This window comes from Actinoplanes sp. CA-051413 (assembly GCF_050955795.1).
In the GTDB taxonomy this organism is placed as follows: domain Bacteria; phylum Actinomycetota; class Actinomycetes; order Mycobacteriales; family Micromonosporaceae; genus Actinoplanes.
Window position 1 is genome coordinate 6,675,571 of record NZ_CP192100.1, and the last position, 15,135, is coordinate 6,690,705.

A 15,135-nucleotide genomic window follows, 5' to 3' on the forward strand; every position below is an offset into this window, starting at 1 on the left:
ATCGCCGTGGTCCACCGGACCAGGCTGCCGTACCAACGGCCCGCGGGCCATCCGCGAAACGGACCATCGCCCCGGACCGGCCCTGAGCACCACGGCGGGACCGGATCGGCCGAAAGACAGAGAGCCGGCCGGGGTATCAGTCCCCGGCCAGATGTGCGCCGGGGTGGGCCGCCGCGATGCTGACTGCACTGTCGCACTCTGCTCAGGGGGATCCGGATGACGTCCGTACCGCACCACTACGACACCACGCCGCTGGCGCACACGGACGTCCTCGTCCTGGACTACCTGGCCGCGCTCTGGGGAGAAAGTGAGGACCTCGCCCCCGAGCTGCGTGACGAGCTGATGACCACCGTCGCGGACTACATCGCGATGCGGCGTACCTCGGTGGCCGATCCTTTGGAGGACCCGCGGCACATCCTGCACCGGCTGGGCCCGCCGGAGGCGCTCGCGGCCGCGGCCCGCCGCGGCCGGATGCCGGCCCACCTGCGCCGGCCGGTCATGGCCGCCCCGCTGCCGCCACCGGCCGCGACCGCCTCTGCGGGACCCGAGTACGCGGGGATCGCCCTGCTCACGGCGGGCTCGGTGGTGCTGCCGGTGATCAGTCCGCTGGCCGGGCTGATGCTGGTGTCCGGCTCGCCGCGGTGGAGCCCGGCGCAGAAGACCGCCGCCTGGGTGCTGGCCGGGCTGCCGGTGCTGCTCGGCTTCGTGCTGGTGATCGGGGCGGCCGCCTTCGGCGGAGGCGAGGCGGCGGTGCTGCTGGCCTACCTGGGGATGGTCGCCGGCGCCATCATCGCCGGGCTGTCGCTGCTGCCCGGCCTGGCGGCACGCCGCCGGTACTAGAAGTCGGCGCACTGTCGCTGCTGCCCGGCCTGGCGGCGCGCCGGCGCTACTGGGAGTCGGCGGGCTCGCGCAGGGTGGCGCGGGCGAGCACGGCCAGCGCCAGCGCGGAGTGGGCGGGGAGCAGCGCGATCAGCGGGAACTCCCCGTCGAAGAGGAAGCCCGCGGCCAGGGCGGCCACGATGCCGGCGGCGATCGACAGCGCCCCCGCGACGGCCGCCCGGGTCAGCCCGGTCGCGCCGCGCACCACGGCCACGAACCCGGCCAGCGCGGCGAGCAGGGCGAACAGCACCGCCACCCGGGTGGCCGGGATGCCGAAGACGGCGGCCCGGCCGACCTCCGGGATGCCGGAACACAGCCCGGCGAGCAGCGGCAGCTCGAACAGCGGCGGCAGCAGCCAGGCCAGCGTGGCGACCCAGCGCAGGGTGGCAGCGCCAGCCGGTGTTTCGGTCATCTGCAGCCGCCTTCGTCGCCCGTTACCGGGCCCAGTCTGCCCCTAGCCCGCAACCCCGGCGCCCAGCGGGTCGGCCAGCAGCTGCTCGAAGGCGAGCTCGGCCGCACCGATCAGGGCGGCGTTGCGGCCCAGGGTCGCGGCGCGCAGCTGCACGTGTTCGCGGGAGGCCGGCAGAGCCATCGCGTCCAGGCGGCGGCGGACCTCGCCGGCGCCGGCCGCGTACACCTCGCGCAGTGAGCCGCCGAAGACCACCAGGTCCGGGTTGACCACGTTGACCAGGTTGGCCACCCCGAAGCCGAGCCAGTCCGCGACCTGGCGGACCGCCGCGCGGGCCACCGGCTCGCCGCCGGCCGCCGACCCCAGCACCTCGAGGACGGCAGCCCGGTCCCCCGGCGCGCGGCCGGCGTGGCGCAGCAGCGCGTTCTCCCCGACCTCGGTCTCCCAGCAGCCGCGGGAGCCGCAGCCGCAGCGCAGCCCGTGCGGGTTGACCACCATGTGACCGACCTTGCCGCCGTGCCCGCGGTGCCCGGCGACCAGCCGGCCGCCGGTGATGATGCCGGCGCTGACCCCGAGATCACCGTGCAGGTAGATCAGGTCGTTGATGCCCGCGGCCACGCCCCGGACGTGTTCGGCGAGCGCGGCGATGTCGGCCATGTCCCCGGCGACGAAGCCCGGGCCGGCCGGCAGCGCCTCGTCCAGGGCGGCACCGAGCCGCTCATCGGTGGCGCCGATCCGGATCCGGCCCTCGGCGTCGCGGCTCGTGTCGGCCACCGCGACGGCCCCGCCGATCGGGGGCAGGGCGCCGGACGCGGCCGAGTCCCGCATCGCGCGGAGGAAGCCGGCCAGCGGCGCGACGGCGTCGAGCACCGGCATGCCGGGCGGACGGGCGATCTCCCGCAGGTCGAGGATCCGGCCGCCGAGCCCGACGCGGGCCGCGCGCAGCCGGTCGGCCTCGATGCTGAGCGCGTACGTGTAGACCCGGCCCGAGCGGGGGCTGACGACCAGCGACGGCCGGCCGGCGCGGCGGGCGACCGTGGGGGCTTCGGCCTCCTCGGTGACCAGGCCGGCCGCGGCCAGGTCGGCGGCGAGCGCGCCGATGGTGCTGCGGTTGAGCCCGAGCCGGCCGGTGAGCTCGGCCCGGGAGGTGGGGCCGTGCACGTGGACGAAGCGCAGCACCGCGCCGAGGTTCTGCCGGCGGATCTCCTCCTGGCTGGCCCCGGGCGCGGCCGGCAGCGGCAGCTCCGCGGGGCGCCCCGGGCCGGACGGCTTGGACCGTACGGGTGTCGCCACAGTCCAGCCTCCTCCCGATCGTCCGTTTTGTCAGTATCGAGGACGACGAAGGGTCCCCGGAGACGGACTCCGGGGACCCAAGGGCCGTCAGGTACTACCGAGCCGTCACGCCTTGGTGAGCGGGGCGAGCTTCGGGTCGTTCGCGTACGCCTCGGCCGCGTTGGCCTTGGTCACGGCGACCGGCGGGAGCAGGAAGGTGTCGACGACCTTGCTGCCGTTGTTGTAGGACTTCTGGTCGTTGACCTGCGGGGCGTTACCGGCCTGCAGGGCCTTGACCATGTTGATGGTCTCCTTGACCAGCGTGCGGGTGTCCTTGTTGATCGTCATGTACTGCTCGCCGGCCATGATCGACTTGATCGACTCGACCTCGGAGTCCTGACCGGTGACGACCGGGACCTTCTTGCCGGCGCTCTTGATCGAGGTGATGATCGCGCGGCCCAGCGTGTCGTTCGGGGAGAGGACGCCGTCCAGCTCCTTGCTGCCGTAGGTCGAGGTCAGCAGCTGGTCCATGCGGGCCTGCGCACCCTCGGCCTTCCAGCCCTGGATGGCGGTCTGCTTGACGTCGGTCTGCTTCGAGCCGACGACGACGTCGCCCTTCTCGATGGCCGGCTTGAGGACGTCCATCGCACCGTTGAAGAAGACACCGGCGTTGTTGTCGTCCGGCGAGCCGGAGAACAGCTCGATGGTCCACGGGCCGGTCGCCTTCTTCGCCTTCATGCCGTCCAGCAGGGCCTGGCCCTGGAGCTGGCCGACCTTGAAGTTGTCGAACGCGACGTAGTAGTCGAGGTCCGGCGTGTTGGTGATCAGGCGGTCGTACGCGATGACCTTCGCGCCGGCCTGGTGCGCCGCGGCGACCTGGGTCGACAGCTGCGCGGCGTCGGTCGCGCCGATGACGATGACCTTGGCACCCTTGGTCACCATGGCGGTGATCTGGGCCTGCTGGTCGGCCACCGTGGTGGACGCGCCGGCGTACTGCACGTCGCTCTGGAAGCCGGCCTCCTTCAGGCCGTTGGTGAACAGGTCACCGGCGAGAACCCAGTTCTCCGAGGTCTTGGCCGGCAGGGCCACACCGATGAGGGAGTTGGCCGCGAAGCCCTTGGCCGGGGCGTCCGAGCCGGACTCCTCGTCACGGCCGCCGCCGCAGGCCGTCAGGGCCAGCATCGAGATGGCGCCGATGGCCACCGTCTTGGCAAAGAATGTACGCATTGGGGGGAAGTGCCCTTCTTCAGAGGTGATACGGGTGAGAGGGGGTTCGGTGGCCGTCAGCCGGCCACCGATGTCTTGGCGGGCTCGCGGCCCGCTTCCGACGTTGCCGGCGGGGCGGATGCCTCCCGGCGGAAGGGCCGCATGATGCTCCCGATGACCGAGAAGCGCCCCTGGCTCTTGTTGTAGACATCCAGTGCGACCGCGAGCAGCAGGACCAGGCCCTTGATGATCTGGACCCGGTCGGTGCCGACGCCCTGCAGCTGGAGGCCGTTGTTGAGCACGGCCATGACCAGACCGCCCACGATGGAGCCGCTGATCGTGCCGATACCGCCGGCCACGGCCGCACCACCGATGAAGACCGCGGCGATCGCGTCCAGTTCCCAGCCGTTGCCGTCCTGCGGGCCGGAGGCCGCCGAACGGGCCACGAAGATCATGCCGGCCAGCGAGGCGAGCACGGACATGTTCATCATGACGAAGAAGTTGACCCGCTTGAGCTTGACGCCGGACAGCTCCGCGGCGCGCGAGTTGCCGCCGACCGCGTAGATGTGCCGGCCGCCGGCGGTGTTGCGGGTGTAGAACGAGTACAGGATGACCAGCGCGACCAGGATGATGCCGGAGACCGGGAAGCTGGTGCCCACCCGGCCGCTGGCGAAGCGCAGCGCCACGAAGGCGAGCACACCGACCATGACGGCGATCCGCAGGATCGAGACCCACAGCGGGCCGGCGTCGGCGTCCATCTCGTGCCGGGTACGCCGCGCCTGCACCTCACGCCAGACCACCGCGAGACAGGCGGCCAGGCCCAGCAGCAGGGTGAGGTTGTTGTAACCGGTGTTCGGCCCCACCTCGGGCAGGAAGCCCGAACCGATCACCCGGAAGCCCTCGGGCACCGGGATGGTGTTGGCGTTGCCGATGAACTGGTTGCCGCCGCGGAAGATCAGCATGCCGGCCAGCGTGACGATGAACGCGGGCACGCCGATGTAGGCCACCCAGAAGCCCTGCCAGGCACCGATCGCCGCGCCGATGACGAGGCCGAACAGGATGGCCAGCGGCCAGGGCAGGTCCCACTCCGTCATGGACTTGGCGACCAGGATGCCGGCGAACGCGGCGATCGAGCCGACCGACAGGTCGATGTGCCCGGCCACGATCACCATCAGCATGCCGATGGCCAGGATCAGGATGTAGGAGTTCTGCTGGAACAGGGCGATCAGGTTGTCCGACCGCAGCGTCAGCCCGTCCGTCAGGAACTGGAACAGCAGGACGATCGCCACCAGGGTGAAGATCATGCCGAACTGGCGGGCGTTGGAGGTGGTACCTCCGAAGAGGTTCTTCTGAAGGTCCTTGAATCGGCTCATCGGGTCTGCATCTTCTTCGTCGAGGTCATCTGCTTCATGAGGGTCTCCGGATCCGCGTCCTGGCGGGGGATGTCGCCCGTGATCTGGCCTTCGAACACGGTGTAGATGCGGTCGCAGAGCCCGATCAGCTCGGGCAGCTCCGAGGAGATGACGATGACGCCCTTACCCTGGTCGGCGAGCCGCTGGATGATGCCGTAGATCTCGTACTTCGCGCCCACGTCGATGCCGCGGGTGGGCTCGTCGAGGATCAGCAGGTCGGGGTCCGTGAACATCCACTTCGCCAGGACGACCTTCTGCTGGTTGCCGCCGGAGAGCTTGGAGACACCCTCGTCGACCGAGGGCGCCTTGGTCCGCAGCTCCTTGCGGTAGGACTCGGCGGCCTTGTACTCGGCCACCTCGTCGAGGACGCCGCGCTTGGTGATCTTGGACAGCTTGGCCGCCACCGTCGACGTCTTGATGTCGTCGAGCAGGTTGAGGCCGATCGCCTTGCGGTCCTCGCTGACGTACGCGAGCCCGTGGGCGATCGCGTCCGCCACCGACTTGAGGACGATCTCCTGGCCGTCCTTGATGATCGTGCCGGACTCCCAGACACCGTAGGAGCGGCCGAACACGCTCATCGCGAGCTCGGTGCGGCCGGCGCCCATCAGGCCGGCGAAGCCGACGATCTCGCCGCGGCGCACCACGAAGTTCTCGTTCTTGCAGACCTGGCGCTCGGCCGAGATCGGGTGCCGCACGTTCCAGTTGCGCACCTCGAAGAACACCTCGCCGATCTTCGGCGTGTGGTCCGGGAAGCGGCTGCTGAGCTCGCGGCCGACCATGCCCCGCACGATCCGGTCCTCGTCGACGCCGTCGGCCTTGACGTCCAGCGTCTCGACCGTCCGGCCGTCGCGCAGGATGGTGATCTGGTCGGCGATGGCCTCGATCTCGTTGAGCTTGTGCGAGATCATGATCGAGGTGATGCCGCGCTCCCGGAAGCCGCGCAGCAGGTCCAGCAGGTGCCGGGAGTCCGCCTCGTTCAGCGCGGCCGTGGGCTCGTCCAGGATGAGCAGCTTGACGTCCTTGGCGAACGCCTTGGCGATCTCCACCAGCTGCTGCTTGCCGACGCCGATGTCCTTGATCAGGGTGTCCGGGTCCTCGCGCAGCCCGACCCGGGCCAGCAGCTCACGGGCCTGACGCTGGGCGGACTTCCAGTCGATCGCGCCGCGCCGGCGGGGCTCGTTGCCCAGGAAGATGTTCTCGGTGATCGAGAGCTCGGGGATGAGGGCGAGCTCCTGGTGGATGATCACGATGCCCGCGTGCTCGCTGGCCCGGATGTCCGAGAAGCGGGTCTGCGTCCCTTGGTAAACGATGTCACCGTCGTACGTGCCGTACGGGTAGACCCCGCTGAGCACCTTCATCAGCGTGGACTTGCCGGCACCGTTCTCGCCGCAGATGGCGTGGATCTCGCCGGCCCGCACGACCAGGTTGACGTCGGCGAGGGCCTTGACTCCGGGGAACTCCTTGGTGATGGAACGCATCTCCAGGAGGATCGGCGCGTCGCTCATCGCTCGCACCACCTCGCCAACGTCATGGATGCCTCCGGGAGGGATCTGGCTTTCACATGGTTTTGTTGCCGAGGGCAACCTATTCAGAGCAGAAGATGATTCGCAAGTTTCTAGATCACCGGACAGGTAACAATCCGGCAATAAAGAGCCGGAGCGTGCGATGCACGCCCCGGCCCTCTTACCTGCTTAAACGGTTCAGACGGTGACCGGCTCCCGCTCCGGCTCGCTCGCCAGCTCCTCGCGCAACCGCTCACCCTCGATGTCGACGTTGGGCAGCAGCCGGTCCAGCCAGCGCGGCAGCCACCAGGCGGCCCGGCCGAGCAGCGAGATCACGGCCGGCACGATCGTCATCCGGACCACGAAGGCGTCGATCGCCACGCCGATGGCCAGCGCGAAGCCCATCGACTTGATCACCGGGTCGTCCAGCAGGATGAAGCCCGCGAAGACGGACGTCATGATCAGCGCGGCGGCGGTGACCACCCGGGCGCCGTGCCCCATGCCGCTGATGGTCGCCTCCTGCGCGCCGGCGCCGTGCACGAAGTCCTCGCGCATCCGCGACACCAGGAACACCTCGTAGTCCATCGCGAGGCCGAACAGGATGCCGATCAGCAGGGTGGGCAGGAAGCTGATCAGCGGTCCCGGGCTGTCCAGGCCGACCAGACCGCTCAGGTGTCCCTCCTGGAACACCAGCACCGTGACGCCGAAGGTGGCGCCCACGGTGAGCAGGAAGCCGAGCGCCGCCTTGAGCGGCACCAGGATGGACCGGAACACCAGCATCAGCAGCAGCACCGACAGGCCGACGACGAGCAGCAGATAGACCGGCATGGCGGCGGAGAGCTTCTCGGACACGTCGATGCCCACGGCGGTCTGCCCGGTCAGCGACACGTCCGCGTTCGCGATCCCGGCCACCCGGTCGCGGACGTCGTGCACCAGCTCCTCGGTGGCCTCGTCGGTCGGGCCGGTCTGCGGCAGCACGCCGAGCAGCGCGGTCCGCTTGTCCTGGCTGAGGTTGGGCGGGGTCACGGCCAGCAGGTTCGGCGTGCCCTGCAACAGCTGGGTGGCCTGCTGCACGGCCGCGGTGGTCTGCTCCGGCGAGTCGCTGGATACGACCAGGGCCAACCGGCCGTTGAAGCCGGGGCCGAAGCCCTCGGTGATCAGGTCGGCGGCGTCGCGGCCGGGCGTGCCGACCGGGCCGGCGCCGGCACCGGGCAGGGCCACCCGCATGTCCGCGGCCGGCAGGGCCAGGGCGCCCAGGCCGAGCACCCCGACGAGGAGCACCGGGATGCGCAGCCGGGTGACCAGCCGGGCCCAGCGGAAGCCGAAGCCCTCCTTGGGCTCGGCGTGCGACGCCGCGTGCGAGCCCGCGGCCCGCAGCTTGCGCGGCAGCACCCGCTCGCCGGCGAAGCCCAGCAGGGCGGGCAGCAGCGTGATGGCGACCAGTACGGCGACGGCGACGGTGCCCGCGGCGGCCAGGCCCATGACCGTCAGGAACGGGATGTCCACGACCGCGAGACCAGCCAGCGCGATGACCACGGTGATGCCGGCGAACACGACGGCGGAACCGGCGGTGCCCACCGCGCGGGCGGCCGCCTCCTGCGGGGTGAGGCCGTCGACGAGGTTCTGCCGGTGCCGGGACGTGATGAACAGCGAGTAGTCGATGCCGACGGCCAGGCCGAGCATCAGGGCGAGCACGGGCGCGGTGCTGGTCAGCGTGACGACGCTGCTCAGCGCGAACAACCCGGCCATGCCCGCACCGACGCCGATCAGCGCGTTGAGCATCGTCATACCTGCGGCGACCAGCGAGCCGAAGGTGATCACCAGGACCACCAGGGCGATGATGACGCCGATGCTCTCGGTGCCGCCGACCTCGGGCTCGGAGTTCATCACCTCACCACCGTGCTCGACCCGCAGCCCGGCGGTCTCGGCGGCGGCACCGCTGTTCTCGTACGCGGCGCGCTGCTGCTCGGTCACCTCGTCGGCGCGGGTGGCGAACTGCACCTGGACGAGGCCGTACCGGCCGTCCTGCGACAGGGCCTTGGCGGCGAAGGGGTCCACGGCACCGAGCACGCCGGGCAGCGCCGACGCCTCCTTGACCAGGCCCTCGACCGCCGGCTTGAGGGCGGGGTCGGCCAGGGTGCCGCCGGCCGGCGCGGCCACCACGATGGTGCCGGTGGCCCCGCTGGCCTCGGGGAACTCCCGCTGCAGGGCGTCGATCGCGCGCTGCGACTCGGTGCCGGGCATGGTGAAGTCGCTCGACGAGGTGCCCTTGAAGGCCAGTGCGGCCCCGCCCAGCGCGGCGAGCAGCACCAGCCACAGCACGACCACGAGCTTGCGGCGCCGGAACGAGGCCCGGCCCAGCCGGTACAACAGGGTTGCCATGTCAGTCCTTGGATCGAGGGGTGAGCAGGGCACGCTTCGCCACGGCGATCAGGGCGGAGCGCAGGGTCACGTCGTCGGGCCGGTCGATCGCCACCGAGCAGATGCCGGCCAGCAGCACCTCCGCGGCGACCTTCTCCTCCAGATCGGTGGAGCGGGCGGCGAAGGCGGAGCACAGGTTTTCGATCATCGGCTGCACACCGGCGAAGGCCGGCGTGAGCAGCACCTCGAGCGAGCCGTGGTAGATCAGGCCGGCCTCGCGCCGGTAGCGCAGCACCAGATCCACGAAACCGTCGATCGCCGCGGCGCGGGCCGCCTCGCCCTGCAGCCCGGCGAGCTGCTCGTCGAGCTCGGCCAGCTCGCGGGCGGCCGGGGCGAGCAGCGCGGCGAGGATCGCTTCCTTGCTGTCGAAGTGGTAGAGCAGCGTCGCCTTGGAACAGCCCACTTCCGCGGCGATGTCCTGCAGGGACGTGCCCTTGAAGCCGGCGCGGTAGAACAGCTCCGCGGCGACGGTGAGGATCTCGTCGCGTGTCCGGGTACGGGCCATGCCGACCAGCATGCCTGACCGATCGGTCAGAAGCTGGCCGATCGGTCAGGAAGTGATCGAGATTACGCTGCGCTACACCTCGCTGCGCTACACCGAGGCGAGGTAGCGCTCAGCGGCGTCGGGCGTCATGAACCAGCGGTCCAGGTCGGTCGGATCCGAGAAGGCGTCGGCGAACCTGGAGGCCACGGTGGGGTTGCCCGCTGCCGCGCCGAGTATGCGTTGCACGTGCGGCGGCAACGGCTGGAGCATCGCGTTGGTCCAGTCGGTGACCGCGCGGGCGGTCGAGGACCAGAACGCCTCGGCCGTGTCGCGCATCCACTGCTCGTCGAACGGCTGGTCGCCGCGGTCACGGATCGCGGCCAGGTAGGCGGTGGCGCACTTCGCCGCGGTGTTGGCGCCCTGGCCGGTGATCGGGTCGTTGGCCAGCACCACATCGGCCATGCCGAGCACCGCCGTCCCGCCGCCCAGCCGGGCGACCGGCTCGCGCACGACCGGTGCGTACCGGCCGTGCAGGGTGGCCCGGGCGTCGGTGAGCTCGACGTGGCGGGCGCGCTCGGCGACCCAGGGGACGTACCGGCCGGCCAGCTCGAGCGTCAGGGCCAGATGCTCGGCGGGGTCCATCGGGGCGGGACCCGTCCACCGGTCGAGCGGGCCGCCGGGCACGGCCTCCCAGAACAGGATGTCGCAGGGGCCGGTCAGGGTCAGCGCGGGAATGACGAACAGCTCGCCCAGCCCGGGCACGGCGTGGAAGCCGATGTGCGGTGCCGGGAAGTCCGGGTCGGGCTCGAGACCGTGCACGTACGCGACGGCGAGCCCCCGCTGCGGCGCGTCGTGGATCGAGCGCCGCGGGTCGCGGTCGAAGATGGACACCAGGTCGCCCCGGCCGGCTGCGACGACGGTCAGGTCGTGACGCGCGGCGAGCGCTGCCAGCTCCCCCGCCTCGACCGCGCGGTATTCCACCGTCACGCCGCGCTGCTCGGCCAGCTCCAGCCAGGCGGCCATCTTGAGGCGCTGGTCGACGCTGCGGCCGGGGTGGCTGAGCCGGGCGTTGAACGCCAGCGCCTGCTCGCCGGCCGGGGCGGACAGGGTGATCCGGAAGCCCTCGAAGGCCGGGGCCTGCTCACCCCAGAGGTCGAGGCCGAGGGCCCGCTCGGTCTCGAGCGCGTCGTGGAACATGCCCTGCGTGCTCATCGGGCGCCCGCCACGGATGTCCTGCGGCGTGCGGGCGGAGATCAGCGTGACGTCGTGACCGTCGGCGCGCAGGCCCAGCGCGAGCTGAAGGCCGGACTGCCCGGCACCGACGACGAGAACCTTGCGCATGCCCGGGACTCTACACAAACGGGATTATTCGCGCAGTTGGCGCAGGATCCGGGTGAGATCGGCGCGGTCGGCCTCGTTGAGACCGGCGAAGAAGCGCTCGGCGGCGGCCTGCCGGGCGGCCCGGATGGCGTCGCCGGCCGCGCTGCCCGCCGCCGTCAGGTGCAGCACGGTCGCCCGCCGGTCGGCTGGGTCCGGGGTGCGCTCGACCAGGCCACGCCCCTGCAGATCGTCGACGACCTCAGTGGCCGAGCGCGGGGCGATGCGCAGATGCTCGGCGAGGGCGCCCGGGCGCATCGGGCCGTGCCGCATCAGCACGGCCAGGGCCCGGCCGTGCGACGGAGAGACGTTCAGCGGCTCCAGCGCCTCCTTGTTGAGGTGGCGCAGGGTGCGCGCGACGGACCAGAACAGCTCGGAGAGGTTCTCGTCGGCGGCGGGATCCACGGGAATACCGTACCAGCGGTTGCGGTTGTTCCCTCATGGTGAGGTAACCTCACTAAACCCGTACCGGAAGAAGGTTGTTGCTCTTGGAAGCCACCCCAGTCGAAAGCGGCCGCCGCGGCCGCACCACCACCGTCACCGCCGCCGAGAAGAAGCAGGCCCGCGAGGTCTCCCTGCGCCGCATCGGCCGGCTCTTCAGCGCCCACCGGCTGCAGCTCACCATCGTCACCGCGATCATCGTGGCCTCGTCCGTGATCGCCATGGCCTCCCCCTTCCTGCTGCGCGAGGTCATCGACCGCGCACTGCCGCAGCAGGACCTCCCGCTGCTGGCCTGGCTCGTCGCCGGCATGGTCGCCGTCGCCGCCGTCACCTCCGCGCTCGGCGTCATCCAGACCTGGATCTCCACCACCGTCGGTCAGCAGGTCATGCACCGGCTCCGGGTGGACGTCTTCACCCACCTGCACCGCCAGTCCGTGGCGTTCTTCACCCGGACCCGCACCGGCGAGGTGCAGTCCCGCATCACCAACGACATCGGCGGCATGCAGTCGGTGGTCACCTCCACCGCGACCTCCATCGCTTCCAACCTCACCACCGCCGTCGCCACCGCGGTCGCCATGGCCGCCCTGTCCTGGCAGCTCTCCCTGGTCTCCCTGGTGGTCCTGCCGCCGGCGATCTACCTGACCCGCCGGGTCGCGAAGATGCGCAAGGAGATCACCGCGCAACGCCAGCGCGAACTGGCCGACCTCAACGTCACCGTCGAGGAGGGCCTGTCGATCAGCGGCGTGCAGCTGAGCAAAACCATGGGCACCGGCGCGGCGCTGGTCGAACGCTTCACCGCCTCCTCCACCCGGCTCATCGACCTGGAGCTGCGCTCCGAACTGGCCGGACGCTGGCGGATGGCCGCGATGAGCATCATCTTCGCCGCCATCCCCGCGGTCATCTACCTCAGCGCCGGGCTGCCGCTCACGGCGGGCACGCTCAGCATCGGCACCCTGGTCGCCTTCACCACCCTGCAGGCCGGGCTGTTCCGGCCGCTGATGGGCCTGCTCGGCGTCGGGGTTTCGCTGACCAGCTCGCTGGCTCTGTTCGCCCGCATCTTCGAGTATCTGGACCTGCCGGTCGAGGTGGACGACCCGGCCGAGCCGGTCGAGCTGCCCCGCACGGTGCGGGGTCACCTGCGCTTCGAGGACGTGACGTTCGCGTACCCGGGCAGTGAGACCGCCGCGGTCGCCGGGGTCTCGCTCGACGTGCCGGCCGGCACCTCGCTGGCCCTGGTCGGTGAGACCGGTTCTGGGAAGAGCACGCTCGCCGCGCTGATCGCGCGGCTCTACGACCCGGCTGCCGGCCGGATCACGATCGACGGCATTGACCTGCGGGACCTGCGGCTGGCCGATCTGGCTTCGGTGGTCGGCGTGGTGAGTCAGGAGACGTATCTGCTGCACACGACCGTGCGGGAAAATCTGCGGTACGCGCGGCCTGACGCGACTGACGCGCAGATCGAGCAGGCCGCCCGGGCGGCGCAGATCCACGAGCTGATCGCTGGGCTGCCTGACGGGTACGAGACCGTTGTTGGGTCGCGCGGGCATCGCTTCTCCGGTGGTGAGAAGCAGCGGATCGCGATCGCGCGGACGTTGCTGCGTGATCCTCGGATTTTGGTGCTGGATGAGGCTACGAGTGCGTTGGACACCTCTACTGAGCGGGCTGTGCAGCGGGCCTTTGACGAGTTGGCTCGCGGCCGGACCACTGTGACGATCGCGCACCGGTTGTCGACTGTGCGTGATGCGGACCAGATCGTGGTTGTCGACCACGGGCGGGTCCTGGAATCCGGCGACCACGACAGCCTGGTCTCGGTCGGCGGCCGCTACGCCACCCTCGCCGCCTGACCCGCTCCACTCCCCCTCGCCCCGCTACTCCCCCGCTGTCGCCCGCCCTCGCTGCGCCGTCACCCTCGCCACGCTTGCGCCCGGCCCCGCCCCGCTACCGCCCGCCCTGCTTCGGCTCCGGCTCCGGCTCCGGCTCCGGCTCCGGCTCCACCCTCGCCCGGCCCTCCCTCGCCCTGCTTCCGCCCTCGCCACGCTCCGCTATCGCTCGCCCTCGCCCCGCTACCGTCCTTCCGATCTTGGTAATTGGTGGCTGCCAGGACAGCTGCCAGGACAGCCATCGGCTACCAAGATCTGTTGGGACGGGGACGGGTGAGGACCAGCTCGGGGTCCGGACCAGGACGAGTCCAGACCGGCACACGGGTCCGGAGCGGTGGGTTATCTGATTGCTGGGCCGGCTGATGCCGAGGTGGCATCGGACTCCGCCGAGCCAGAGCCGGAGGTGGCCGAAGTGGCCGAGCTGGCGGGGGTGGCGGGGCCGGAGGCGGACGGGCTGGCCGGGTCGCCCGGCTGGCTCATCGCCTCGGCTGCTGCCGCCTTGCGGCGTTCGAACGGGTCGCCGTATTCGCGGACCGCGGCGCGCGCGTACGCCTGCTGGAACGTCGCCACCCGCTCGGACCGACCCCGGCCCAGGAAGCTCACCGCCCAGTGCAGCACCGCCGTGACCCTGTTCTTGAAGCCGACCAGGTAGAGCAGGTGCACCGCCAGCCACATCAGCCAGCCGAGGAAGCCCGATACGCGCAGCTTGCCCACGCTGGCCACCGCTGAGAAGCGGGAGATGGTGGCCATGCTGCCCTTGTCGAAGTACTTGAACGGGCCCGCGGGCTCCTTGCCGGCCAGCCGGCGCTTGATCTGGTCCGCCGCGTACCGGCCGCTCTGGATGGCCACCTGGGCGACGCCGGGCAGCTGGTTCAGCGAGATCATGTCACCGACGGCGAAGATCTCCGGGTGGCCGGGCAGGGTGCAGTCCGGGTTGACCTTGACCCGGCCGGCCCGGTCGGTCTCGGCGCCGGCCTGCTCGGCGAGCCTGCGGGCCAGAGGCGGGGCGGCCACGCCGGCGGCCCACATCTTGGTCATCGACTCGATGCGCTGGTGGCCGCGTTTGGTGTCCACCTCGATGCCGGTGGCGTCCACGTCGACCACCTTGGTCTCCAGTTCCACCTCCACGCCGAGCAGGTGCAGCTGGCGCAGCGCGCGGGTGGACAGGTGGTCGCCGAAGGTGTTCAGCACCGCGTCGAGGGCGTCGATCAGGATGATCCGGGCCTTGCGGGGGTCGATGTGCTTGTACTGGCCCGGCAGGGTGCGGTGGGCCAGCTCGGCGATCTGCCCGGCCATCTCGACCCCGGTCGGGCCGGCGCCGACGACCACGAAGGTCATCCAGCGTTCGATCTCGGCCGGGTCGGTCTGCAGGTCGGCCAGCTCGAACGCGCCGAAGATGCGGGCCCGCAGCTCGAGGGCGTCGTCGATGCTCTTCATGCCGGGCGCGTGGTCGGCGAACTTGTCGTTGCCGAAGTACGACTGCGAGGCGCCCGCGGCGACGATCAGCGTGTCGTACTCGACCGTGTAGTCGATGCCGGGCGCCTCGACCGCGACCGTCCTGGCGGCCACGTCGATGTCGCTGACCCAGCCGAGCTTCACGTCGACGTTGTCCTGGCGGCGGAGGATCTCGCGGATCGGCGGGGCGATCTCGCCCTCGGAGAGGATGCCGGTCGCCACTTGGTACAGCAGCGGCTGGAACAGGTGGTACGCCGTACCGTTGATGAGGGTGACGTCGACGTCGGCCTTGCGCAGGGACTTGGTGGCGAAGAGCCCGCCGAAGCCGGCTCCGACGACCACTACCCGGTGCCGTCGATCAGATCGTTGAGGCATCACAGTCTCCGCTGCTCGTGGT

12 protein-coding genes are annotated in these 15,135 nt (G+C 70.9%); 2 read left to right on the top strand and 10 right to left on the bottom strand.

What is annotated here, in order from left to right; genetic code table 11:
* Nucleotides 1-216 precede the first annotated feature (216 nt).
* A complete protein-coding gene (locus tag ACQP2Y_RS31460; RefSeq protein WP_433718929.1) occupies nucleotides 217-840 on the top strand; it encodes an HAAS signaling domain-containing protein in 624 nt (207 codons plus the stop codon).
* Nucleotides 841-886: 46 nt separating this feature from the next.
* Here ACQP2Y_RS31460 and ACQP2Y_RS31465 read toward each other — a convergent pair whose 3' ends face one another.
* From ACQP2Y_RS31465 to ACQP2Y_RS31505, 9 genes are all read right to left on the bottom strand, one after another.
* Nucleotides 887-1,291 carry a hypothetical protein gene (locus tag ACQP2Y_RS31465; RefSeq protein WP_433718930.1) on the bottom strand — a complete coding sequence of 135 codons (405 nt, stop codon included), beginning with the start codon at nucleotides 1,289-1,291 and terminating at the stop codon, nucleotides 887-889.
* Between the two features lie 42 nt (nucleotides 1,292-1,333).
* Nucleotides 1,334-2,530, bottom strand: coding sequence for an ROK family protein (locus tag ACQP2Y_RS31470; RefSeq protein ID WP_433732155.1), 1,197 nt, complete (start codon nucleotides 2,528-2,530; stop codon nucleotides 1,334-1,336).
* A 156-nt stretch (nucleotides 2,531-2,686) separates the two neighbouring features.
* Nucleotides 2,687-3,787, bottom strand: coding sequence for a substrate-binding domain-containing protein (locus ACQP2Y_RS31475; RefSeq protein ID WP_433718932.1), 1,101 nt, complete (start codon nucleotides 3,785-3,787; stop codon nucleotides 2,687-2,689).
* Nucleotides 3,788-3,843: 56 nt separating this feature from the next.
* Nucleotides 3,844-5,139, bottom strand: a complete 1,296-nt coding sequence (mmsB, locus tag ACQP2Y_RS31480; RefSeq protein ID WP_433718935.1) for a multiple monosaccharide ABC transporter permease — start codon at nucleotides 5,137-5,139, stop codon at nucleotides 3,844-3,846.
* Nucleotides 5,136-6,683: a multiple monosaccharide ABC transporter ATP-binding protein gene (mmsA, locus tag ACQP2Y_RS31485; RefSeq protein WP_433718938.1), complete on the bottom strand. Its 1,548-nt coding sequence runs from the start codon at nucleotides 6,681-6,683 to the stop codon at nucleotides 5,136-5,138. The genes mmsB and mmsA overlap by 4 nt, the downstream gene beginning before the upstream one ends.
* 195 nt (nucleotides 6,684-6,878) lie before the next feature.
* A complete protein-coding gene (locus ACQP2Y_RS31490; RefSeq protein WP_433718940.1) occupies nucleotides 6,879-9,062 on the bottom strand; it encodes an MMPL family transporter in 2,184 nt (727 codons plus the stop codon).
* 1 nt (nucleotide 9,063) lies between these two features.
* Nucleotides 9,064-9,606 carry a TetR/AcrR family transcriptional regulator gene (locus ACQP2Y_RS31495; protein WP_433718943.1) on the bottom strand — a complete coding sequence of 181 codons (543 nt, stop codon included), beginning with the start codon at nucleotides 9,604-9,606 and terminating at the stop codon, nucleotides 9,064-9,066.
* An 87-nt stretch (nucleotides 9,607-9,693) separates the two neighbouring features.
* The gene (locus ACQP2Y_RS31500; protein WP_433718946.1) at nucleotides 9,694-10,926 is read right to left on the bottom strand and encodes a styrene monooxygenase/indole monooxygenase family protein; all 1,233 of its coding nucleotides are present in this window, start codon (nucleotides 10,924-10,926) and stop codon (nucleotides 9,694-9,696) included.
* A gap of 24 nt (nucleotides 10,927-10,950) precedes the next feature.
* Nucleotides 10,951-11,367 carry a MarR family winged helix-turn-helix transcriptional regulator gene (locus tag ACQP2Y_RS31505; RefSeq protein ID WP_433718949.1) on the bottom strand — a complete coding sequence of 139 codons (417 nt, stop codon included), beginning with the start codon at nucleotides 11,365-11,367 and terminating at the stop codon, nucleotides 10,951-10,953.
* Nucleotides 11,368-11,450: 83 nt separating this feature from the next.
* On the opposite strand from ACQP2Y_RS31505, the gene ACQP2Y_RS31510 reads away from it, so the two are divergent.
* Nucleotides 11,451-13,247, top strand: coding sequence for an ABC transporter ATP-binding protein (locus tag ACQP2Y_RS31510; RefSeq protein WP_433718952.1), 1,797 nt, complete (start codon nucleotides 11,451-11,453; stop codon nucleotides 13,245-13,247).
* A gap of 375 nt (nucleotides 13,248-13,622) precedes the next feature.
* Here the strand turns inward: ACQP2Y_RS31510 and ACQP2Y_RS31515 are convergent, their stop codons facing one another.
* Nucleotides 13,623-15,113: an NAD(P)/FAD-dependent oxidoreductase gene (locus tag ACQP2Y_RS31515; protein ID WP_433718953.1), complete on the bottom strand. Its 1,491-nt coding sequence runs from the start codon at nucleotides 15,111-15,113 to the stop codon at nucleotides 13,623-13,625.
* Nucleotides 15,114-15,135: the final 22 nt, after the last annotated feature.